The sequence below is a fragment of the Microcoleus sp. AT8-B5 genome, assembly GCF_036705565.1.
In the GTDB taxonomy this organism is placed as follows: Bacteria; Cyanobacteriota; Cyanobacteriia; order Cyanobacteriales; family Microcoleaceae; genus Microcoleus.
This window is the reverse complement of the sequence record NZ_JAUBUY010000002.1, coordinates 179,164-202,208: the sequence shown is the minus strand read 5'-3', so window position 1 is coordinate 202,208 and position 23,045 is coordinate 179,164. Positions and strand designations below refer to the sequence as shown.

Genomic DNA, 23,045 nt, shown 5'->3' with positions numbered 1-23,045 from the left:
TATAATTTCTATTATCGGTAATTCTGAAAACCTATGACTCAAGCTTTACCCAAACTCGTAAACTTCGAGGAATTTGTGGAGTGGCTGCCTGAAAACTCGGCGGTACGCTACGAACTGCATAATGGAGATATTGTTGAGATGGCACAACCAGTAGGCGAACATGAGGAAGTTAAAGGCTTTCTTACAATCAAAGTTTCCGTTGCAATCGATCGTCTGGGATTGCCCTACAGTATCCCCAACCAAGTGATAGTTAGACCTCCTGAAAAAGATTCTGGTTATTTCCCCGATGTGTTGGTGCTGAATCGCGCAAATTTGGCACAAGAAACTTTGTGGCAAAAACAATCTATCCTCAGTTTTGGTGCATCGATACCGTTGGTAATTGAGGTTGTGTCAAGTAATTGGCGCGATGATTACTATTTGAAATATGCTGATTATGAGGAGATGGGTATCCCTGAATATTGGATTGTGGATTATGCTGCGTTGGGTGGACGCAATTTTATTGGCAATCCCAAACAACCGACAATTTCTGTGTGTAACTTGGTTGATGGTGAATATCAAGTCCTCAAGTTTCGAGAGAACGATCGCATTGTGTCGCAAACTTTTCCTGATTTGAACCTCACAGCAAATCAGATTTTTCAAGCTGGTTTAGTGTAAGCGGATCTCTCGTAAATTTGGATTTTTTAACCGCTGATGCACGCAGATAAACGCAGATGAGTACACAGGAATTACTTATCAAAAGCAAAGAAACCGGGTTTTTGATTTCGCAAAGAACCCGGTTTCTGACTACTCGTGCCTCAGCCTTATAAACGTAAAATATCGTTTATAAGGCTGAATGATTAAACGGCAGAGAAGACGGAGGACACAGAGTCAATCGATTTTAGATTTTAGATTTTAGATTTTAGATTTTCGATTGACTTGCGCGAGATAAATGCGGGGGCTTGAGGATTTTCGATTTTCGATTGTGGATTGATTCCACGGATAAATCCGGGGGCTTGTACCCTCAAGAAATTCGTAGTCAGAGATTGAGAGAGATGAATAATTTCGATGCCAATGGATTTGAGATCGGAACATTTTTCATAGCAATCCGCGATAGCGAATAAACACCAAAAGCACCGCCCACGATCCTAATGCGACTTTGACTGCAACCAGGATATTAAGCAAGGGGAGAATGCCACCGCTGAAAAGTGTGCCTAACTCTCCGTGGGGTAACTCATATCCTGACAGAGTGATAACGGACAATACAATGAAAACAAGTACCGAAACCTTCTCCAAAGTCGCGGCGTGCCACTGCTTGTAGATTTCTTGCATCCACTGCGGTGATGAGGTAATCGCCACCAAGCCGATCGCAGTTCCCCCCGCTACACCCGCTGCAAAACCACCGCCTGGACTTAAATGGCCGCGAATTGCTAGTTCGACACCCACCAACGCGGCAATCGTCGCTCCCAATCGCGCCAAAATAATCGATGGTTGATCGGTAAACTGATATATGGCGCAGGACGGCTGTTCATTGGCTAGCATAAAACTTGCACCCAAGATGGCGATCGTAAATACTACGACTTCAAAGATCGTGTCGTACAGCCGATTTCGCAAAATGATACCGGAAACCGCATTGGATACTCCACTATCTTGAACAACCAATTCGACGATCGAACTTTGCTGCGATAACTCCATTGTGGGATTGGCGATTAGCAGCATTTTGATAAACAGCGCTATCCCGGATAAAAAGTAAACCCACTTCATCAATGCTTGTCCTCTGCGTCAGGTGTATTTACATAGGTTAGGGTTGTCCCCGGTGATGAAAGTTCGGTTTGCATGATGTCGTAGACACGCCGAACTCTGGTTGCGGTGTTATAAAGTTGCGCTTCGCCGCTGTGTTCCAATTGGCTTTGTGGCGCACAAGCTGCATGAACTTCTTTTTCCCTCAGCGCCCGCTGCAATGCCTGTGCACTCGCATAGGGAACGAGTTCCAGGCGCATATGGCGTTTCTCAAAAACTGTGCGGATGTCATCTATCAGTTGCTTAAAATCACCTGCGGTTTTGTCGTTTGGTATAGCCTCGCCCTCTGTCCCCTCTTCGATTACACCCAGACGCAGCACGAAGGATGAACGCACCGTCACTGCATAAAGTGTAATCGCGAGTAGAGTACCCATCAAGGCTTCGGTCAAGCCCACATCTCCCGCCCCTAGAATTGTATACACCAAGGCGGCGATCGCTCCCAATACCCCCCGCAGCAGCAATGCGTGGTATGGATTGACCTGAAATACCACCATACCAGCAGCTAAGGGTAGCAGAGCGACGAGGACATAAATGTAGCTATTATCGTTCATAGTTAGTCCCTGTTTTGGAACAATAGGCCAACACATATCCCAGCATTGTGTTCCAGGTTGCTAAGCAAATGATCGCCAGAATCAGCAGGGGCCATTTACTGGGTATTTGCAGCAGCAATCCGACGACTATCGCGATCGAACCCAGCGTATCTGCTACCGAAAGACTGTGCAGTTTATATAAAACCGATCGCTTCCCAAGTAGGTAAGAAGTACCCCAAAACCAGAAAAAAATCCCTATACCGATGCAGGTATAGCTCAATACATCTATTACGATCATGCTTCACTGATACGTTTGATTATTTGTGCCAACAACATCAAGCCAGCATTACCCACACTGAGGATAATCGCCGCCACCACACCGATCATCCAATCATCGCGCCAGACGGATATGACGAGAGCGATGATTGCCGCCTTGGTCGAAATACTGGCAAACGCCAACATTGTCTGCCAGATATCATGATCTTTCCATACCTCATACATGGGTATGAGCAGAGCCAAAATCATCGCAATTAGAATCAAGTTGTTCAAGTTGTTCAATTGTGTGTACTCCTGATTTTTCTTACTTAATATTGGGGCGGGCTCGCGTCCCCAACCCCTTACACCCCACAAGAAACTCTTGAGAATAGTGCAACTTAATAGACCTCTGCCATCATTGTGGAACAGGGTTCCTGCCTGTTCTTGACGGGCTGTTTCGCGGGTCGGGGCGGGTTTATTTAACCTGTCTGCAATCTTTAAAGCTATTGGTGAACCCGCCCCTACAGATTCTTGAGAATTATCCAATATCGAGCGTGTAAATAAACTCGGATATGTCAGAAAATGTAAAGTATCGTAACCCCTGCGATAGAGCACTTTTACTAACTGCGGACATACTTACCTATTTTATCGCCGTTCTACTTATTTATTTCTCCCTTCTCTGCCTTCTCTGAGTTCTCTGCGGTTAAATAATTCCGAAAAAACTTCAGCTAATTACTCGAAGTCCGCCGCACTCGGTGTACTTCGTAAAAACCCTCTTCGTGATATTTCACAACAATCGTCTTGGGAGTAAAAGTGATCACGAAGACATCTAGGAATATCAGCAAGGGCGATCGATGGTTTGGCACTTTTTCCATGATCACATCTTCGTGTCTGTGGGGACGGAAGATGAGTTCAAAAGCTTCTATATAAGCTATCGGAATCGCCATGAAGATTTTACCAAACACCCCCAACCATTCCCTCAAAGGTTCCGGGGGTGTGTAGCTGCGCGGCAACAGGAAAGCAATGATGATGCCGATCGCAATATTTGCCAAACTAAAATCGGCAGTAAGTAGAAACCAGATCGTCAGTCTTAATATTAGCTGTCCAATCATTGTGGTAATGCCATCCAGAATAGTAGGAGCGAAATCAAGCTCATAAAACCGACCAAATGATCGAATTGTTCAAGCATACGTGGCAGTTTGATTGCCGTGCGTTGAAAAATTAGAAAATAGGCTAACCAACCAACACCGATGATGGCTATCGCCTTAAGCATATTTTCCAGCGTATAAGCCTGAACATCAAAAGCATTGGCTGCAATCAGCCCACCTAGCAACAGCAACACTGCAGGCCAAAAACCGGGTTTTGATTTTGCTTCTCCACCACGGGGCAGAAAGATGAATTTAGCAAATAGGATAGCAGTTCCTACTGCTGCCACATTCATGGCGATCGCATAAGGGGGTGTCAAATTCTTCAAAGTCAACATCTTTGCCCCAAAGCCAACCAAAAAAGGAAAGCCTGAGATCGAAAGGCTACCCACGACTAAGGCAATCCAGAGCTTAGTATTAATCTGCTTTTGTCGCAATACCTTAAAGTCGCGGCTGGGTAAAGAGCCCGCAATCAGGAATAGCGCCGATTTGACCAAGCCGTGGGCGAGGGCATAAAAGCCTGCCGCTTCCGGGGCTACGAGAATCCAACCTAACTGCGAAACCGTGCTGAACGCCAGCAGCCGCTTGGTATCCTTTTCAAAGAGGCCATAGAAGACGCCCATCAACGCCGCCCCCACTCCGAAAATTTGGACGATGGGTGCCACCTCCTCCACCATCAGCGCGCACCGCACGAGGGGATATACCCCCGCTTTAACCACAATCCCTGACAGCAAAGCCGACACTGGCGTTTCTGATTCCGAGTGAGTTAGCGGTAGCCATAGCCCCGATACAAACACACCTCCCTTAACCAAGAGTGCCATAAAGATCAGAGCTGTCGCCTCTGGGGGCGCTGCACCCAAGCCGGCAAAACTAAACGAATTACTTGCCTTATAAACCAGCACGGCACCGACTAGATAAAACAGCATTGCCGTGTTGCTAATAAATAGATAGCGCAAAGCTACCCAAATCGAGCGATCGGTGCGAGGATAGGCAATCAAGAGAAACGCCGCAATCCCGCTGACCTCTAACCCCACATATAAACTGATAAAGTCACTAGAGGCAAAGGCCGCATTCAGGCTGCCGTGTACCATCAGAATTTGTGCATAAAAAAATGCCGTCTTCTCTGTGGGCCAACAGTAGATAATCACCGCTGCCGTGACTAAGGCATTGGTTAAGATGAAATAGCCGCTCAAGCGATCGACTAACAACGTGACACTGAAATTATCCAGTAACTGCAGCGTCACCGCTGACGGCATAGCAAAAAGCTGGAACGCATAGGCAGCGGACGCGAGCGCTCCGAATATTGCCAGATACTTGGCAAACTTCGGAATCAAATAAATACTAAACCCGACAAAAAACGGGAGTCCAATCCAGGCTAGCGTCAGGGTATTCATGGGGTATTATTCATCTCGATTTCGTTACTTTCTAATGTCGGATTATCTCGTGCCAGCTTCATCACACTTACCAGCATTAAAGCCTGAATCGAAAAGCCGATCACGATCGCCGTTAAGATCACCGCCTGGGGAACCGGATCGGCGTAAGCGACAACATTTTTCCCCTTTGAAATAATTGGTGTCAGCAAGCCTTCTCGCGATGCCACCACCACGTAATAGGCGATAACCCCTGTACTCATGACATCCATACAGACGATTTTCATGAGCAGGTTCTTTTTAAAGATGATACCAAAAAATCCGCAAAATACTGTTGCCAATACCAATGCTTCTAACATGGAAATTGCGTGTTGGATAAGGGGTTTTTGTTATTATATTTGAATTGGCGTATATTATTTCTAATGGGACTTAGAAATTTTCTAGCCCCTAAACTAGCTGAAACGCACTCTAGGTAAGGGAAAGAGTTTTCGGCTCCGTCAATCGATTTTAGATTTTAGATTTTAGATTTTAGATTTACTTGCGCGAGATAAATGCGGGGGCAATAAGTGATTTTCGATTTTCGATTTGGGATTGATTTGCGCGAGATAAATCACGTGGCGGGTACCACATGAAGAAATTTTTGGTCAGATCCCAAACCCTTGCCAGTTCTGGACTGTACCCAATTCAACCTCAAACCCTTTACCTGTCGCTGTTTGCAGCCATTTTGGACGTGACTTTTGTCTAAGTCTCGTTAGCGAATCTGTGGCCGACAACGAAGTCCGATCGTCCATCAAACCCGGTTTCAGAGCACTCGTGCGTCCAAGAGTGTTCAATTTCACTGGAGCGAACCTCACTAAGTTCAATCATTCCGCAAAGCTGCGATCGGATCTAAGCGAGCCGCATTCCGAGCCGGTAACACTCCAGCCAATAAGCCTACAGTAAAGGATAGCCCAAAACCAGCCGCGATCGACCATACAGAAACCACAAACGGAAATTTGAATGCTGTCGAGGCCCCAAAGGCGATCGCAACTCCCAACCCAATACCCGCCGTTCCCCCCACCGTGGAAACTAAAATAGATTCCGCCATAAATTGAATGAGAATTGCTGCATTAGTAGCGCCTACGGCTTTGCGAATCCCGATTTCCTTAGTCCGTTCCACAACAGACACCAACATAATATTAGCAATACCGATGCCGCCAACCACCAAAGAAATTCCGGCGATCGAACCCACCATCACCGTAAATAAACCTATCACATTGCTGAAAGTATTAACTATCTCAGCTTGATTTACAACTCTAAAATCATCCGGTTGTGGCGGATAAATATTGTGGCGCAAGCGCATGATATTTTCCACTTGAAATTGAGCATCCGCCAAATCCGCTTCGTCGGCAGTTTCCAACCAAAAACCCGATATTGCAATCCCCGCTAAAGAATTTCTCCCCACAATCCGCGAAGACATATTTTTGAGGGGAATATACACTCGATCGTCCTGATCGGTTCCCCCTACAGACCCCTTGCTTTCCATCACTCCAATGACCTTGTAGCGGTTTCCCTGAATGCGAATATCAGAGGATAGCGCATTAACTCCGGCTCCAAAAAGTTCGTCCCGCACCTTAGAACCGAGGACAACTACTGGCTCAGCAGCATTCAATTCATCCTCGTTAAAAAACCGTCCTTCTTGGGGTTGAATGTTCTTCACATCTGGATAGTTTAAATCCGTTCCCAAAATCGAAGTAAATGAATTTTGTCCGCCATAAACGACTTGCACTTGGCGCTGCAAATAAGCCGAAATCGCCTTAACAGCAGGAGCTTGTTTGCCGATCGCCCTAGCGTCATCCCAAGTCAGGGTAGTAGCAGAACCGCTTCCCTGACTGACACCGCCCGATCGCGAAGCGCCGGATAAAACCAACAGCACATTTGTACCCAAAGCCTTTAACTGTTCTTCAGTTGATTTTTGTACTCCCTGTCCCACCGAAGTAATAGCAATTACCGAAGATATCCCAATAATTACCCCCAGCATAGTTAAACTGGTACGCAACTTATTATTCCACAGCGCCTCTGTCGCCATGAACGCGATTTGAACGTTAGAGATTTTGTTGGTGCGGGGGCGAGTCTGTAATTTCATGTTATTAGTTATTAGTTATTTGTTATTTGGTGGCAACTTCTAAGGATTCTGCCTAAATTGGTCCCTAATTTATCACCTGACGATGCAACCGGAAACCATATGATTTATGGCACAAACCGCCGGGGATTGAAACCCCCGTCTCATAGTTAAAGTCGGTTGAAACCGACTGAAAATTCGTCTGATGATGCAGCCGGAAACGATATGATTTGTGGCACGATCCGCCGGGGGTTGAAACCCCCGTCTCATAGCTAAAGTCGGTTGAAACCGACTGAAAATTCGTCTAAAACCGATCTACATCAACTAACTCTTCAGTCCTCTTTCAGAGGACTTTCGCTATGAGACAGGGATTTCAATCCCTGGCGGACTCTGCGACGAACTAGCGGACTCTGCGACGAACCAACTAGCCCCTACTGCGCGGACTGACTACTAACGCAAGCGCCTTCCCCCACCCGGTTGCAAACCTGGAATTCCACCCGACGATGGATTTTGGGATCGAGGCCGCAATCCGGGGGGTAAACTAAGCAGCACTTTTTCATTTCCTTTCAAACCCGATCGCACTTCCGTCTTGTCATCCACCGTCATACCAGTCTTAATCGGCATAAAAGCAGGTTTACCATCTTCTCCACCGGGAACATAAACCCCCGTTTCCCTTTGTTGGCGGACAATTGCCGCAGTCGGAACTACCAAAACATTTTTGAGTTCACCAGCCTTAAACTCAACATTCACATTCATGCCCGATCGCAGCATTTGTTTATCATCATTAATAATTGCCGCTTTTACCTCAAAACTTGTCACATTTTGCTGCACGATCGACTGAGGCGAAATTTGAGTGATTTTACCTGCAAAAGTCTTTCCCGCAAAAGCATCGGCTTGAATAGACGCAGCCTGGCCGATCTGAATCTGAGCAATATTAGTTTCTGCTACGTTTGCTACTAATTGATTTTTTGAAGCTAAGGACAAAATCGAAGAAGAAGTCGCCGAAGAAACCGCACTACCTGCCGTCGTGGGAGTCACAAAAGCGCCCGGATCTGCGTACTTGCGGGTGACAGTGCCGGTGAAAGGAGCCCGTAGCACAGTGTCGTCGATCAGCGCTTGAACGCTTTGCAGGCTGCCTCTAGCGGCGAGAACTTGGGCGCGGGCTTGGGCGATGTCTTCGGGGCGGGAACCGGCTTCTAGCAGCGCTAAAGCTTGCTGTTTTTGCTCGACGGCGGCCTGGGCTGCTGCGATTTCTTCCGGGCGTGCGCCCGATCGCGCTAGGGCCAAAGCTTGCCGTTTTTGCTCCACAGCGGCCCGCCCCGCAGCGATGTCTTCCGGGCGTGAGCCCGATCGGGCTAGGGTCAAAGCTTGCCGTTTTTGCTCGACAGCAGCCCGCGCTGAAGCGATTTCTTCGGGGCGAGCACCCGCTTGCAGCAAAGCTACAGCTTGTTCGGCTTGTCTGACTTGCGTTTGAGCTCGATCGCGCGCGGTGCGGGAGTTGTTGACAATTTGCAAAGCAATGGCTCCGGCATTGTAGAGTTCCTGATTTCTCTGAAAGTCTTCCTCTGCTTGGTTTTTGGCGTATTCGGCATCTCTGAGTTGGGCGACTGCTTGGGCGATGTCTTCAGGGCGATTGCCCTTAAGCAATTTTTGTAAATTTGCCTGTTGTTCAGCTAACGCTGCCTCAGCTACGGCAATATCCTGGCTTCGATTGCCGTTGAGCAATTTTTCCAGACTTGCTTGTTGTTCAGCTAACGCTGCCTCAGCTACGGCAATATCCTGGCTTCGATTGCCGTTGAGCAATTTTTCCAGACTTGCTTGTTGTTCTGCTAACACTGCCTTAGCCACGGCAATGTCCTGGGTTCGAGTGCCGTTGACCAATTTTTCCAGGTTTGCTTCTGCGGCTGCGAGTTGTCCGCGAGTTTGGGTAAGTTGCCCCTGAAGGTTGGAGTCGTCCATGTAGGCGAGAATCTGCCCTTGTTCAACCCTATCTCCTTCCTTGACAAGCAAACTTTTGAGCATTCCTGAAGTTTTGGGGCTGACGTTAACGGAACGTTCGGGCACAATTGTGCCGTTTGCCGAAATTGTAATCGGCAGGTTCACCCTTTCGACAGCAACGGTTTTTTCCTGGCGCCTGGTTTCGCGGCTGGATTTGACTGTGAGTTGGCTGTAAGCTGTGTAGCCTACTCCTGCAAGCAGGGAAGTGGCGAGGAGTCCGCTAACCCACGGACTCAGCTCTTTTTTAATCTGAAAGTGCTTTACTAAGTACATATAAATTAGACATATCGGGCGTCTGTTCAATTTAGACCGATCGGGAACACAAAAGGTTCAATTGAAGTCTCACTAGGTTTTTTCGGTTGTAGCGCAGGTATCTTCGGATAATAAGGAATGAGAATTAAATAACTTCCACTCTTGAAAGTGGGATGGGCTCTTATAGCCCGTCTTTTTTGGACGGGCTATAAGAGCCCATCCCACAATAACAATTAAAATTGTAAGTTATTTAATTCGCGATCCTTAGTTCCGCTCGATCCAGATGTGAAGCAGTGGTGTGAGGCTCAAGACTCACAGTATAAAACTTTAATTAATAACGTTTTACGCCAATATATAGAGAATAATAAAACTCAGCACTCAGCATAACCCTACGTTGCAAAGGAATTAGATTGATCGCGAACGGTCTACTGAAACCTTGTGGCTAAACCTATTTTTATCTGAAGAATATATCCTAATATATCCTACGTGTTGTAGTGATTTTACCTGCCAGCCATCAACACCTGTTCAGCAGTCAGTTTTAAATCTGGGAAAGTTAGAGAGACGATGGTCTGATTGCCCCGAATCTGCTGAATTTGATATTCCCCATTCACTAAAGTGCAGATAGAGAGGGTGGGTTGTTTGGGCTTCCCAATGTGTTGAGTACCACCTAATCCTGCGTAGTCTGCAATCCAATATTCAGGAATACCTAAAACTGCGTAGTCTTCGACCTTACGGGAATAATCATTTTGCCAGTTGCTACTAACAACTTCTGCCACAAATTTAATCGAACTACCCAGTGTCAGGATCGACTCGTCAGACCAAAACAGTTCTTTGGTAAGTTCATCTCGATCGACAACTGCAACATCAGGTCGAAATGCTGTCATACCAATATTTGAAGGGCGCAATAGTCCCCGCTGAAGGACAAACCAAGGTAAGCCTGTTCCATCGATCTGGACACAGATTTTTGTGGTAATGAAGGCTGCAACCTCCTCATGAGGGCCTGTTGGTTCCAAGTCGAATACTTCTCCATCGATCAGTTCATAGCGGTTATCGCCACCATAACGGGCGATAAACTCGTCAAAGCTGAGTGGCTTCTGTTGTATTGGTTGGTCGATCGCAATGGTCATAGCTCAACTTAGCCCAATCAATTCTTTTAGTATATCAGACATCTCCTAAAAAGCCTGTTTTGAACAGGCATCCTGCCTGTTCCACAAGAATTATGGGAGATGTCTATCAGATTGAATACGCGATGTGTGACGGATCAAACCGTTACCGATGCCCCATTACCCTATGCCCTATGCCCTATGCCCCATTTTCATCTCTTACGCCCCAACGCGAAACATTCATTTTACATTCCTAGAAATACCGATCGCATCGATCGAACTTTTGAAAAGTTCGATCGCCAATTTCCTACTTAACAAACAGCCACTACACCCAACTCTGTAATCGCCGCCTCCGGGCCCACCAAAGAAATATACGGTTCTACAAAATATTTCTTAGCAGCATCCCGCGCTTGTGAAGCTGTCACCTGTGCAATTTCTTCTTGAAACTGCTGGTCAAATTTAATTCCCAATCCCAAAATTTCGTACCAACCTAAAACTTGGGCAATTTGCGAATTAGTTTGTTTTCCTAAAGCATATTGACCGAGCATTTTATTCTTGCAAGCTTGCAATTCTTCCTCGCTTAGTTCGATGTTGGCGAGTCGATCGACTTCTGTACGCAATCCTTCAAAAGCCGTAGTTGTATTTTCCGGCGCCGTACCCATGTACACGACAAACTGAGCCGTGTCCAAGCGCGTCGCGTACAGCGCAGAAACGTCGTAAGCCAAGCCCCGCTTTTCCCGCAATTCCACAAACAATCGGCTCGACAAACCGTTACCCAAATAAGTATTCAGCAATTTAATCGCTGCGTAGTCGGGATTTTTGACAGAGGGTGCGAGGTAGCCCAGCATAATCACTGATTGCTGCGTATCTTGCGCGGTAACGACCGATTGAGGGGAGGGTGACAGGGGGGGGACGCTTAAAGTTGGCAGGGGTGTTAAAGGCGCTTTCCAGTCCCCAAAAGTTCGATCGATTAGGGCGATCGCATCTTCGGTCGAGATTCTGCCGGCTACCGAAATAACTACATTATCGGGACGGAAATAGGTTTTGTGGAACTGTTCAAGCTCGTTTCTGGTGAGCTTTGACATAGTAGCTTCCGTGCCCAAGGGAGAGAAAGCATAGGGGTGTTCTTGGTACATCGCGTGCCGCAATTGCTCGAAGGCGATCGCAAATGGCTGTTCTTGTTGCGATCGAATTGCTGATATGGCAATACGGCGTTCAAGTTCGACTTCAGCTTCCGGGAAATTCGGCGATCGCGTCAATTGCGCCGCCAACTCCAAAATCTCCTCAAAATCTGCAGAAACCGTCTTCAAACTCACTAAAAAATAGTCTGTAGTAGAGTCGGCACTCAACCTCGCTCCCACCGATTCTACACGCTCGGCAATTTCCAGCGAAGACAGTCGATCGGTTCCCTTAGTCATTACCGCCGACAGCAAGTGACACAATCCTGCTTGTTCCGGCTGCACGTAGCGACTGCCGGCCCGCAGGAATATCCTAGCTGCAATAATATCTGCTGCTGGATTTTCTGCTGCTAAGACAACAATACCGTTGTCTAAAACCGTGCGCTGGATTTCATTTTTCATGGTTAATTTAGTTGGGAACTTGTACTGAGAGTAGCTGAAGTATTGGTAATTGAAAATGGGTAAGGGGTAATTGGTAATGGGTAATTGGTAATTACTTGATTGCCATTTTTCTATTTTCCATTTGCATCTTGTATGATGTCATACCGGGCAGGGCCTGACGCACAACATCTAAATGTAACAACATCTATCCTGTAAGGTGTGCCACAAGCACAAAGAACCCTGGACAAACGCCGAACCTCTATCCCCTAGGGTGCGCCACAAGCACAAAGAACCCCGGACAAATGCCGAACATCTCTCCGGTACTAAAAATATATGTATTTTTACCCGTTTACCAATTAGATTGGTTTTAGCACCACAGCCGTGTAGCGGCGGGGAGAAAGATATTGTTGAGCTAGGCGCTGAAGGTCTAAGGGCCCAAATGCTTTAATCCTCGTGGGATAGCTAAGCGCTAATTCCGCAGTGGCGATCGTATTGTAATATCCGTAAAGACCTGCTAGCTGTCCCGGCGTTTCGAGCGAGAAAGCAAAATCGTTGCACAGCAAACGCTGACAGCGAAGCAATTCTACCTCGGAAACCGGCTCAGACTGCAATTCCCAAAGCCGATCGCAAATCCGAGATTCCACCTGTTCGATATCCTTCGCCTCCAAGACTGCACTGATAGTAAATAAACTCGATTCCCGTTGCAACGAGAAAGTGCTGTCGATCGCCTCTACCAATTGTAATTCTTCCCGCAGTTCCCTGACTAAACGCGAAGTCCGCCCGTCTGCGAGCAACACCGACAGCAAATCCAAGCCGCAAGCACTTTGCAACTGTTCAACTCCCGGCCCCGTCCAGGCCATCATCAGCCGCGCTTGTTCCAATCGGGGGAGACAGAGTTCCTGACGGCGAATTTCTATCAGTGGCGGTTCCGCTTCTGCGGTTAATTTGGGACAATCCCACCGCTCGGAAAACTGCTCGAATGCTTTCCCCGTGACATCCCTAGCCTGTTCTTCATCAATTCCCCCGACTACCACCACAGTCATATTTTCCGGCTGATAGTGCGATCGATGGAAACAGCGCATTTCGTGGGGAGTTCGCGACATCAGCAACTCTTCCGTGCCCAATACCGATCGCCTGTAGGGATGCCGCTGGTAAACTGTTTCCATCATGGCTTGGAAACCCAGCCAATCGGGATTGTCTTGAGCTTGACGGATTTCTTCGAGCACCACATCTCGCTCGCGATCGAATTCCTGATCGGGAATCGAAGCGCGCAGTAGCAATTCTGCCAGCGGCTGCGCTGTTTCTGCTAAATAATCGGCCGCAGCGTTGACGAAAAAATGGGCGTAGTCGTGACTTGTAGCTGCATTGGCGACACCGCCGCGATTTTCGATTACCTGGTCAAATTCTCCAGGGGCGATCGAATCCGTCCCTTTAAATATCATGTGTTCTAGAAAATGAGCCATTCCAGACCAAGAATCCGGCTCCAGCGTAGCGCCAGCCCTCACCCACACGTCTAGCGCGACCACCGGTGTGGCCGAAATCCGCTGGTGAATGACCGTTAACCCATTATTCAGCTTCCAGACATTGGCTGGGAACTCTAAAGCAGTGAGCAGTTGAGACAAGCTAGTTATTCTTAAACTTTAGTTAACTTCGGCTGCAACTATGGTAGCGCCTTCCAGCTATGCGATCGGGATTAATTGATACAAAAGTCAGTTGTCAGTTGGCCGTTGTCAGTTGACTGTTGTCAGTTGACTGTTGTCAGTTGACTGTTGTCAGTTGTTATTAAGGGTAATTTTTGCTTTTTTTTAAAACGACCTTAGCCTTAATTAATTACCATTTTTTTGCTCAAAAGTCAATAGGTTGCGCGGGATATTAATGAATCAGTCGGGAGAAAGAGGATGTTATCAGAATATTTCAATAAATTAAGAGATGTAAGAACACTAAAGACATTGAGAGGAGAAACGACAGATGGTAGCTACCTTAGAAGATACCAAGCGCCAAGCGATCGCAACTAAATTAGCAGACATGAAAGCGCTGCAAAACCTGTTGATCGCCAACGAGCAATTATTCATCAATTCCTGTAACGACTCCGAACTAGCCCAGCGCTTCCGGGATATGCTCGAAGACGATCGCAAAAACTTGGGCGTATTAGAAACTACGATCGTGCAATACGGCATTCAAGCCGAACCCAAAGAAACCAGCACAAAAATGATTGAAGAAGTTCAGAAACTCATGCAAGGTTCTGAACTGACATTGTTTGAAAAAGTCACGCAGCACGAACTGCTCAAACACAAACAAACAATGGCAGGTTTGTTAATTCACAAAGCCGCTCAAGTAGTCGGCGCCGACATCGAAGCTGCCATTACCCCGCTCAACACAGTTAACTTTGAGAACCGCGCTCACCAAGAACAACTCAAAGGAGTTCTCGAAATTTTAGGCGTCCGCGAACTGACAGGCAAAGACCCCGACCAAGGCGTTTGGGCTCGCGTGCAAGATGCAATGGCAGCCATGACCGGCATCATCGGCGGTGCAGTTACCCGCAGCAAAGATGAGATGAACATCACCGAAATCCTCACCATGGATCACCGGAAAGCCGATACCCTCTTTATGGAAATCGCAAGCACCGACGATCCGAAAAAACTGCAAGAATTCTTCGGTCAGTTGTACAAAGATTTAAGCGTCCACGCAGAAGCAGAAGAACAAATTGTTTACCCAGCAATTCGCAGCTACTACAGCAACACTCAAGAACTGTACAACGAGCAAGCAGAAATGAAGCAAATGCTCGCCAAGATTAAGTCAATGAACCCCAGTTCTTCTGATTTCAAAGCCCAAATCAAACAGCTCCAAACAGCAGTTCAGGAGCACGTTAAAGAAGAAGAAAGCGATATGTTCGCTCAAATTCGCCGCAACTTGAGCGAAGCGCAAATGGAACAAATGGCTACTCAATTCAAAGCAGCCAAAAGCACAATGCAGCAAGAAATGGCTAACCTGAAATAATTTAGCAGCGAGCTAATTGTAGCTCTAGCTGAGCTAAAAACTAGCTAAACTGCAACCTATCAATCCCGCTACCAACGTGGCGGGATTACTGTTTTTTGAAAGACAAGTTAAAAAAATAAATATATTATTTATTTGTAGGGGCGGGTTTCACGAAAGATACAGCATATTCCATGTATATGCGGTAAACACAATCTTGTCGTAAGCATCGGTGCGTCGCCACCAGTCAATCTGCAAGTTTCATTAAACATGAGCAGATCCGCACCCTACATAACAATGTACCAACAATTAAGGCGGATACTGTACTTCATGAACCACCGAATATGCTGTATTTTGGGAAATTCATAATCTAAATAAACCCGCTCCCCTAGTTTTGGAGGGCGGGTTTATTTAGATTATGAATTACATCAAAGATTTTCGGTGAAACCCGCCCCTACGAGGATTGGGAGCAAGAAGATTTTAGCCATTAATCACAGAACCGCCGTTGGGATGCAAAATTTGACCAGTCATGTAAGACGAATCTTTTGAAGCTAAAAACACGTAGCTGGGGGCAACTTCATCGGGTTGACCGGCGCGTCCCAAGGCCGTATCTGCACCAAATTTTTCCACTTTTTCTTCAGGGAAAGTTGCAGGAATTAGAGGCGTCCAAATCGGGCCGGGGGCGACTCCGTTGACGCGAATTCCTTTCTCAGCTAAACTTTGAGACAAGGAGCGAGTAAAGGCAACAATTGCTCCTTTGGTGGAGGAGTAATCTAACAATTGTTGATTGCCTTTGTAAGCGGTGACAGAGGTAGTGTTGATAATTGCACTTCCTTCTTTGAGGTGTTTGAGAGCGGCTTTGGTGAGATAAAACATCGAGAAAATGTTGGTGCGGAAGGTGCGCTCTAATTGTTCGGCGGTGATGTTTTCGATGCTTTCTTGGGGATGCTGTTCGGCGGCGTTGTTGACGAGGATGTCGAGATGGCCAAATTCTTTAACTGTTTGTTCTACAAGGTTTTGGCAGACGCTTTCATCGCCGATGTCGCCGGCGATCGCCATACAGCGCTGGCCTTGTTGTTCGATCGCCTCTTTGGTCTTTTTAGCATCATCATCTTCGTTAAGATAGCTGATGACCACGTTAGCGCCTTCCTTGGCAAAGGCGATCGCCACGGCGCGCCCGATCCCACTGTCTCCGCCGGTAATTAAGGCTACTTTGTCGCGCAATTTGTCGCTACCACGATATCCCTCCGCGAAGGATTGAGGTTGTGGAGTCATCTCGGATTCAATACCGGGTTGTTGTTCTTGATGTTGAGCCGGATTAATCTTCTGTTCGGTTGGCATAAAAAATTCCTCTAAGTTCTACCTCTATAAATAAAGGTTTTCTGTCACTAGGGAATCGCTCTTTTTGCTGATCGCGCTCTACGACTAAAGACAGTAATTAAAGAGATAAATAAACCCGTCAGCCGATCCCATGATTGTGGCGGGCTGGTTTATATAAATTGTGAGTTTTCCTCAAAGATTGTCGGTAAAACGCGCCCCTACGAGCATCGGGATATATTTGTTGTAGAGGCGGGTTTCACGAAAAATATTTCCGGTAATTAAAGAAATCGATAAACCCGCCCCGCGAGCCTCTAATTATTGTCAAAACAGCAAAAAGCACGTCAAAACATCATTTGACGTGCTTTTTAAAGAAGCTAGTTGCTAATTGCTGAGTCTCGAACTAGAAACCTAACTTAAGATTAAAACAGCAAATTCGTAGGCTCAGGAGCACCGACGAACAATGATTCATCACGCTGAGCTGCTAAAAACGGTAGGATCGCAGCCTGTGCCCCCTCTTCCAACTTCTTGCCAATAATATTAGCCGCACCAGCATTCTCAAGTACGATCGAGTTGTCAAAGCTGACTTGTGGAGCGACTGAGCCACTGACGTTAGTCAGACTATCTGGAGTATCAATCACACCCGTGTCGCCAGTCAGCGGATCGATGCTCCGAATAGCTATTCCTTGTTCCGTCGGTACTGGCGCCGGCACGATCGGCGTTACAAAAGTATTTGGCCCCGGCACAGAGAACGTAACAGGGTTAGGCCCTGTCGGAATCGGGAACTGGTTGGGAACATTCGGATCGTTGAAAACTTCCAATACCGAGTAGTTGCCCGGAGCTAAATTGGTGAACAGGGCAGTACCAGTCGCATCACTCCTTACCAGAGGCTCGGTAGCAGCATCGTAGCGGCCGTTCCGGTTCAAATCCAAAGTGAATGGGATGCCCTCCAAAGGAGGCTCACCCTGATCTTGCAGGCCGTTGCGGTTGTCGTCCCGGAATTTGGGAACTATCAAGTTAAAGAACTGGCCGTTGCCCACCAAAGCACAAGTAAAGGTTTGGTTTGCGCCCAGAACGATGTCTAGTGGTTGAGTAGTTTGGAAAGAATTGGAAGGCACCACTTCCCGGACTCGGTAAATACCGGGGGTCAAATTGCCAAACTCCCAGCGACCGAACTGATCGCTGACGGTACTTGCTTCTCCGTCATCAAGGGCGTCGTTACCGTTGGTGTCGAGGAAGATTGTGACTCCTGCGATCGGCGTTTCAAAGCCGTCTCGGTAGCCGTTGCCGTTCAAGTCTTGGAATTTGGTCCCAGTGATCCGGCTGTTGGGGGTGTTGCCAAAGACGACGTTGGCATCTTGAGTGCTGAGGTTGAACTGCACCCGCTCCGGAGTAGTAGGACTAAAACCCACCTGTGGCACTTCCCGAACCACATAATTGCCCGGTTCCAGGTTGGTGAAAGCACCGCGCCCGTTGGCATCAGTTACTAGCGACTGTTCCTCTGGGTCGAGGACGCCGTTGTCGTTGGCATCAAGGTAGACCGTGACGCCGCGAATTCCTAATTCTAGTGGAATGTTGGCCGGTTCGTAACGACCGTTAGCGTTCTGATCGTTGTATTTGAAGATCGTGATGTTAGGGCGCGTATTCCCGACAGCACCGCTACCTGGATTTACCAAAATCGGGGTGAAAAAGACTGCGGGTTCCGGGTTGACAGGCGGGAACGGGGGCGGGAAGTTCGCCGAAATGACCCGCTGGTTACCGAGAACTATGGGATCGGCCACTATGAAAGGCAGCGTTCCCTGCTGCCGCGATAGGGCGCCAGGGGCTGTAACTTCTACCGGGTTCTGGGTAGTGTTAATTGGCGGCTGGTTGGGTATGAAGGTTTCAAAGGTTTCCAATACCGAGTAACTGCCAGCTTTCAAATCTCTGAAGGTAGCCCTACCATCAGCGCCAGTGAAGACCTGCGGTTCGCCCGCGTCTGTCCGGCCGTTCCGGTTCAAATCAAGGATGAACGGGATGCCTTCGAGGGGAACTTCGCCTCCATCTTGTATGCCGTTGGCGTTGTCGTCCCGGAATTTGAAGATCGGGATTTCGTAGAGGGGAGTGTTGCCCACTTGAGCGCTGGTCCAGATTTCGCCAGGGCCGAGGTTCACGTCAAGCAGGGGGGTGCTGCCGGGGGGGGTGCTTTGGGGAAAATCTCTTTCTAAAGGTTCAGTACCTGGCCCGTTGGCGCGCTCTTCCCGAATCCGGTATAGCCCTGCGGGCAAACCGGTGAATCGGAACTCGCCGTTGCTATCAGTTAAGGTAGTGGCTTCCCCGTCATCTAGCTGACCGTTGTTGTTGGAATCGATATAGATTCTGACGTTTTCCATCGGGGGTTCACTCCCGTCTCGAAAGCCGTCGTTGTCTACGTCGAGGTATTTGCAGCCAATAATCTGACCGGCCGGGACGGGAGCATTGCCGAACAACACTGTGGCATTAGTTCCCGTGAGGGTGACGACGACTGGGTTGGGAGTTGTCGGGCTGAAACCCTGTGGCGAGATTTCCCTGACTGTATAGGTGCCTGGAAGCAAGCCTGGAAATACGAAGTTTCCGCTGGCGTTTGTCAGCGTCGAGGGTTCACCTGGATCGACAGTGGTGTTGTTATTGGTGTCAATAAAGATTTGGACGTCGCGGAGCCCCGGTTCGCCTGGCTCTCGAATGCCGTTGCCGTTGAGGTCATTGAACTTGGTACCCTGGATACCCGCAGGAGCGTTGCCAAAATTGATGGTTGGCGGTAGCACTATTGGGGGTAATACAGGAAGTACCTGACTAGCTATTCTTTCTTCTGCCATGATTTTCTTTTCCTTCACACCTAAATCTACGTAAGCTACAGGCTACTGTATCACTTTGTCAATCAGCAGTTAGCTGCTGCTAGCGACTGACGATCGCTACTCAATCATACATACGTCTACGTTGCTCGAAGGTTCCTCATCTAACATCAGGCTTACTCCAGCTTTGTCGCACGAGATTATATCAGGTTTTGAATAGCTGTGGCAATTTGAGCGCAATATCTTCAAGATTTGCGCCCTGAGTTCTTCTGCCCGTGGACACTTGCTGTTTAGAGCTGGAACAACGTTAAGATTCACTGAACCTCGGTGAATTGAGCGACCATGCCACGAGGGCGATCGCACTTGGGGAATTGTCTGATAATTCCTAAAAACAGGTATGATACTACCTCTGAATCTTGCTCCTCATATACAAGCCAGCTTTGGGCTTCCCGGAACTCTGGCTATGCGTTGGAGGTTGCCAACAATAGGGTATCACGCGATCGCCCTTTAACCTCTTCCTAATTTTTATCTGCGGTTTGGGATGTGGGGCGATCGACTTTTGTGTCACCCTACATAACCGAGAAATCTCTCGCGCCCATCTGCACAAACGAGTGAGCGATCGCCCCATTAATTAATTCATTTCTATTGACAAATTTACCGATTTGTGCATTATGATTCAAACCTAAATTCTGTTGCCCAAAGTTAGGAATATTGCCTAAATTTGCAAAAAATCCATCACTCAAAAATTTACTAATTCGATCGCTATCATGACCCTGGCTCAAAAGCAAGCTATCGGCCCTCATATTACCTGCAGGTTCGGGTCCGGTATAGCTGTTGGCATCCGTCAGCGGGTCGCCCTTCCAGGATTTAGCCGCCCTACCCTCAGCCTCTCCCGTTACCAAATCGATGCTGCTGGCCCGAATCTCTGCCGAGACAACAACCACCGCAGGCGGAGTAGTTTGAATAAAACCGGGGGGCGGAACTTCCCTGACAACATAACTACCTACCGGAACGTTACGGAAACTGTAATTGCCCTCAAGGTCGCTTAAGGTACTCGCTTCACCCGGATCTAAACTGCTGTTGTTGTTGAGGTCGATGTAAATTTGAGTATTGGCGATCGGCGGTTCCCCAGGATCTAGGCGGCCGTTGGCGTTAAAATCGTTAAATTTCACACCGCTGATCGTGCCAGTCACCAATACATTGCCAAAGCTGAGATTAGTGGCATTTGTGCCGTTGCCCACGCTAATCGGAGTCGGATTTGGCGTGGTTTGTTGAAAACCGGGCTGCGGGACTTCCCTCACGACATAGGTTCCTGGAGGCAAATTGATAAAAGAGAAATTACCTTCGGGGTTGGTTAAAGTCGAAGGTTCGCCCGGATCTAAACTGCCGTTGTTGTTGAAATCAACGTAAATCGGCCAGTTGGCAACTCTCGGTTCCGTCGGTTCGTTGATACCGTTAGCGTTGAGGTCGTTGAACTTGAAGCCGCTGATGCTGCCGGTGGGAAAATTGTTGCCGAAATTGACGCCGACTGCGTTGGTATTGCCGGTGATGTCGATCGGGCCTGGATTTGGCGTAGTCTGTACCCATCCTGGTTGCTGGATTTCCCTGACCAAATATCTGCCGGGAGAAACATTGGCAAAAGTGTAGTTCCCTTGCGGGTTGGTGATGGTGTTGGGTTCGCCCGGATCAAAGCTGCCGTTGCCGTTGAGGTCGAGGTAAATTTGCCAGTTGGTCAGAGGCGGGTCTGTCGCATCTCGGACGCTGTTGGCATTGAGGTCGTTGAACTTGACACCGCTGATGCTGCCGACAAAAAAGACATTGCCAAAATTGATGTTGTTGACAGTGGCGTTGGAAGTAACGTTAACCGGGCCGGGGTCAGGCGTGGTTTGAAGAAAACCCGGTTGCTGGACTTCTCTCACCAAATATGTATCTGCGGGAATATTGACAAAAGCGTAATTGCCTTCAACGTTTGTAAAGGTAAAAGGTTCGTCGCCGTCTAGCCTGTTGTTGCGGTTGAGGTCGAGGTAAATTTGCCAGTTAGCTAGCCCTTGTTCCCCAGGATCTCGGCTGCTGTTGTTGTTGATGTCGTTGAATTTTGTGCCTGCGATCGTCCCTGCGTTGAAGTTGTTGCCAAAATTGATATTGCCAGCGTTTGTGCCACTGGTAATTGTGATGGGTGCGGGATTTGGGGTAGTTTGGCGAAAGTTCGGCTGCTGGACTTCCCTAACTTGGTAAGTGCCCGGTGGCAGGTTGGCGAAGATGTAGTTGCCTTGCGGGTTTGTGAGGGTGGAAGGTTCGTTAAACTCAAGCTGGCCGTTGTTGTTGAGGTCGAGGTAGATTTGCCAGTTGGGAATGGGGACTTCTCCGGGATCTGGGAGGCCGTTGGCGTTAAAATCGTTGTATTTAGTGCCGCTGATGCTGCCGACTTGGAAGTTCCCGATGTTGACGTTGCCGATGTCTATTTGGCTGGCGGTTCTGAATTCGGACATGGTGTTGCTGGGGCCCAATGAACGCGGTTCAATGTTTTCTGTAGGGCAATCTAGCAGTTTTTTTGCCAATTGCAGCTATTTCAGGGGTTGACACTCCCCTGGCTAAAGCCGAGGGGATTCTTGATTCGCAGAATCAACTTGCCGATGCAGAATTACTTCAACATCGGTAGCGGTCAATTCTCCACAAGCGTTCGGATCTAAGATCCTAGTTCCGACGTGCCCCGTCGTACTTAATCCCCGACTTAGGATGTTTTTAGCTGCGTTCCAGTCACGATCTAATACGCATCCACACCGACAAGCGTGGGTTCGTGTTGATAGACTTTTCTTAACAATTGTTCCGCAGCTAGAGCATTCTTGACTTGTTCCGTTAGCTGGTACGGCAATCGTAATTCTTCCGAATACTTTGCCGAAATACTCCAACCAAATTCGGAACATATACCAAGATGCGTCGTTAATCGATTTTGCTAAAGAGTGATTCTTCACCATATTTTTGATCCTCAAGTCTTCGTAGGCTACACAGTCGTTAGACTGGATGACGCATCTTGCTAACTTCACGGCAAAATCTTTACGCTGTCTACTTATTTTGAGGTGGCGCTTCCCTAGAATCGCTCTAGCTTTTTTTCTGTTTTGTGAACCCTTGACTCGCTTTGAGACTCGTCTTTGGGATTTTTTCAACCTGCGTTCTCCCTTGCGGAGGAAACGCGGGTTCTCAATTGCAACCCCATTTGAGTCTGTGTAGAACTCTTTAATTCCTACGTCTAACCCGATGGCGTTACCTGTGACTTCAGTCTTTTCAGAACGGTTAACTTGAATGCAAAACTGGACATAATATCCGTCTGCCCGTCTCACCAAACGTACTCGCTTAATTTGACTACGCTGATAGAAATGTAAGTCGCGTGTTCCTTTTAATTTGAGCTTCCCGATTCCTTGCTTGTCGGTAAAAGTGATGGATTTTCGGTCGTCTGCCAAGCGCCATCCCGTAGTCTTGTACTCGACGGATCGGTTGTCTTTCTGGAATTGCGGGAATCCTTTTTTTCCTGGGACTTTCTTTTTACAGTTGTCGTAGAATCGGGAGATCGCCGACCACGCTCTTTCTGAGCTAGATTGTCGAGCCATGCTATTCAAGTCATCGCAAAACGTCCATTCCTTAGCTAAAACAGCGCTATACTTGTTCAATGCGTATTTATCGACATTTTCGTTTTCCATCCAAAACCGCAATGCTTTGTTTCGGATGAACTGCACCGTTCTAATTGCTTCGTTTACAGCGTCAAATTGCTGCTTTTTACCGTATGCTTTGAACTCGAAAACTAACATGACTTCGACCTGATCACGATAGTCTTATGCTAGCAGCATTGGCTTAACCTTAC

18 protein-coding genes are annotated in these 23,045 nt (G+C 47.7%); 2 read left to right on the top strand and 16 right to left on the bottom strand.

What is annotated here, in order from left to right; genetic code table 11:
* Window positions 1-33: 33 nt before the first annotated feature.
* A complete protein-coding gene (locus QUB39_RS02360; RefSeq protein ID WP_333052100.1) occupies window positions 34-654 on the top strand; it encodes a Uma2 family endonuclease in 621 nt (206 codons plus the stop codon).
* Between the two features lie 420 nt (window positions 655-1,074).
* Here the strand turns inward: QUB39_RS02360 and QUB39_RS02355 are convergent, their stop codons facing one another.
* The 12 genes from QUB39_RS02355 to QUB39_RS02300 all read right to left on the bottom strand — a co-directional run bounded on the left by QUB39_RS02355 (window position 1,075) and on the right by QUB39_RS02300 (window position 13,711).
* Entirely contained in the window at window positions 1,075-1,740 is a 666-nt protein-coding gene (locus tag QUB39_RS02355; RefSeq protein ID WP_333052098.1) for a Na(+)/H(+) antiporter subunit B, read from the bottom strand.
* Window positions 1,740-2,327, bottom strand: a complete 588-nt coding sequence (locus QUB39_RS02350) for a DUF4040 domain-containing protein (RefSeq protein ID WP_333052097.1) — start codon at window positions 2,325-2,327, stop codon at window positions 1,740-1,742. Before QUB39_RS02350 ends, QUB39_RS02355 begins: the two co-directional genes overlap by 1 nt.
* Window positions 2,317-2,604 (bottom strand): monovalent cation/H(+) antiporter subunit G, encoded by a 288-nt coding sequence (locus QUB39_RS02345; RefSeq protein ID WP_333052095.1) that lies wholly within the window; start codon window positions 2,602-2,604, stop codon window positions 2,317-2,319. Before QUB39_RS02345 ends, QUB39_RS02350 begins: the two co-directional genes overlap by 11 nt.
* Complete coding sequence (locus tag QUB39_RS02340) at window positions 2,601-2,831, bottom strand: hypothetical protein (protein WP_333052300.1); 231 nt, start codon at window positions 2,829-2,831, stop codon at window positions 2,601-2,603. Before QUB39_RS02340 ends, QUB39_RS02345 begins: the two co-directional genes overlap by 4 nt.
* Window positions 2,832-3,289: 458 nt before the next feature.
* Entirely contained in the window at window positions 3,290-3,673 is a 384-nt protein-coding gene (locus QUB39_RS02335; RefSeq protein ID WP_333052092.1) for a Na+/H+ antiporter subunit E, read from the bottom strand.
* Window positions 3,670-5,100, bottom strand: coding sequence for a cation:proton antiporter (locus QUB39_RS02330; protein WP_333052089.1), 1,431 nt, complete (start codon window positions 5,098-5,100; stop codon window positions 3,670-3,672). Before QUB39_RS02330 ends, QUB39_RS02335 begins: the two co-directional genes overlap by 4 nt.
* Window positions 5,097-5,435, bottom strand: coding sequence for an NADH-quinone oxidoreductase subunit K (locus QUB39_RS02325; RefSeq protein WP_333052085.1), 339 nt, complete (start codon window positions 5,433-5,435; stop codon window positions 5,097-5,099). Before QUB39_RS02325 ends, QUB39_RS02330 begins: the two co-directional genes overlap by 4 nt.
* Before the next feature lie 500 nt (window positions 5,436-5,935).
* Window positions 5,936-7,201 (bottom strand): ABC transporter permease, encoded by a 1,266-nt coding sequence (locus QUB39_RS02320; protein WP_333207763.1) that lies wholly within the window; start codon window positions 7,199-7,201, stop codon window positions 5,936-5,938.
* A gap of 426 nt (window positions 7,202-7,627) precedes the next feature.
* Window positions 7,628-9,448, bottom strand: coding sequence for an efflux RND transporter periplasmic adaptor subunit (locus QUB39_RS02315; RefSeq protein ID WP_333240415.1), 1,821 nt, complete (start codon window positions 9,446-9,448; stop codon window positions 7,628-7,630).
* Window positions 9,449-9,927: 479 nt separating this feature from the next.
* A complete protein-coding gene (locus QUB39_RS02310; RefSeq protein WP_333153649.1) occupies window positions 9,928-10,554 on the bottom strand; it encodes a Uma2 family endonuclease in 627 nt (208 codons plus the stop codon).
* Between the two features lie 287 nt (window positions 10,555-10,841).
* Entirely contained in the window at window positions 10,842-12,110 is a 1,269-nt protein-coding gene (locus QUB39_RS02305; RefSeq protein WP_333052073.1) for a pitrilysin family protein, read from the bottom strand.
* A gap of 335 nt (window positions 12,111-12,445) precedes the next feature.
* On the bottom strand, window positions 12,446-13,711 hold the full coding sequence (locus tag QUB39_RS02300) for a pitrilysin family protein (RefSeq protein ID WP_333207760.1): 1,266 nt from the start codon (window positions 13,709-13,711) through the stop codon (window positions 12,446-12,448).
* A 346-nt stretch (window positions 13,712-14,057) separates the two neighbouring features.
* Between QUB39_RS02300 and QUB39_RS02295 the strand changes: the two genes are divergently transcribed.
* A complete protein-coding gene (locus QUB39_RS02295; RefSeq protein WP_333207759.1) occupies window positions 14,058-15,086 on the top strand; it encodes a hemerythrin domain-containing protein in 1,029 nt (342 codons plus the stop codon).
* A 456-nt stretch (window positions 15,087-15,542) separates the two neighbouring features.
* Here the strand turns inward: QUB39_RS02295 and QUB39_RS02290 are convergent, their stop codons facing one another.
* The 4 genes from QUB39_RS02290 to QUB39_RS02275 all read right to left on the bottom strand — a co-directional run bounded on the left by QUB39_RS02290 (window position 15,543) and on the right by QUB39_RS02275 (window position 22,992).
* Window positions 15,543-16,403 (bottom strand): SDR family oxidoreductase, encoded by an 861-nt coding sequence (locus QUB39_RS02290; protein ID WP_333052065.1) that lies wholly within the window; start codon window positions 16,401-16,403, stop codon window positions 15,543-15,545.
* 398 nt (window positions 16,404-16,801) lie between these two features.
* Window positions 16,802-19,213 (bottom strand): SdrD B-like domain-containing protein, encoded by a 2,412-nt coding sequence (locus QUB39_RS02285; RefSeq protein ID WP_333207758.1) that lies wholly within the window; start codon window positions 19,211-19,213, stop codon window positions 16,802-16,804.
* Between the two features lie 545 nt (window positions 19,214-19,758).
* On the bottom strand, window positions 19,759-21,747 hold the full coding sequence (locus QUB39_RS02280; RefSeq protein WP_333207757.1) for an SdrD B-like domain-containing protein: 1,989 nt from the start codon (window positions 21,745-21,747) through the stop codon (window positions 19,759-19,761).
* A 33-nt stretch (window positions 21,748-21,780) separates the two neighbouring features.
* Window positions 21,781-22,992: a transposase gene (locus tag QUB39_RS02275; RefSeq protein WP_333052058.1), complete on the bottom strand. Its 1,212-nt coding sequence runs from the start codon at window positions 22,990-22,992 to the stop codon at window positions 21,781-21,783.
* Window positions 22,993-23,045 lie beyond the last annotated feature (53 nt).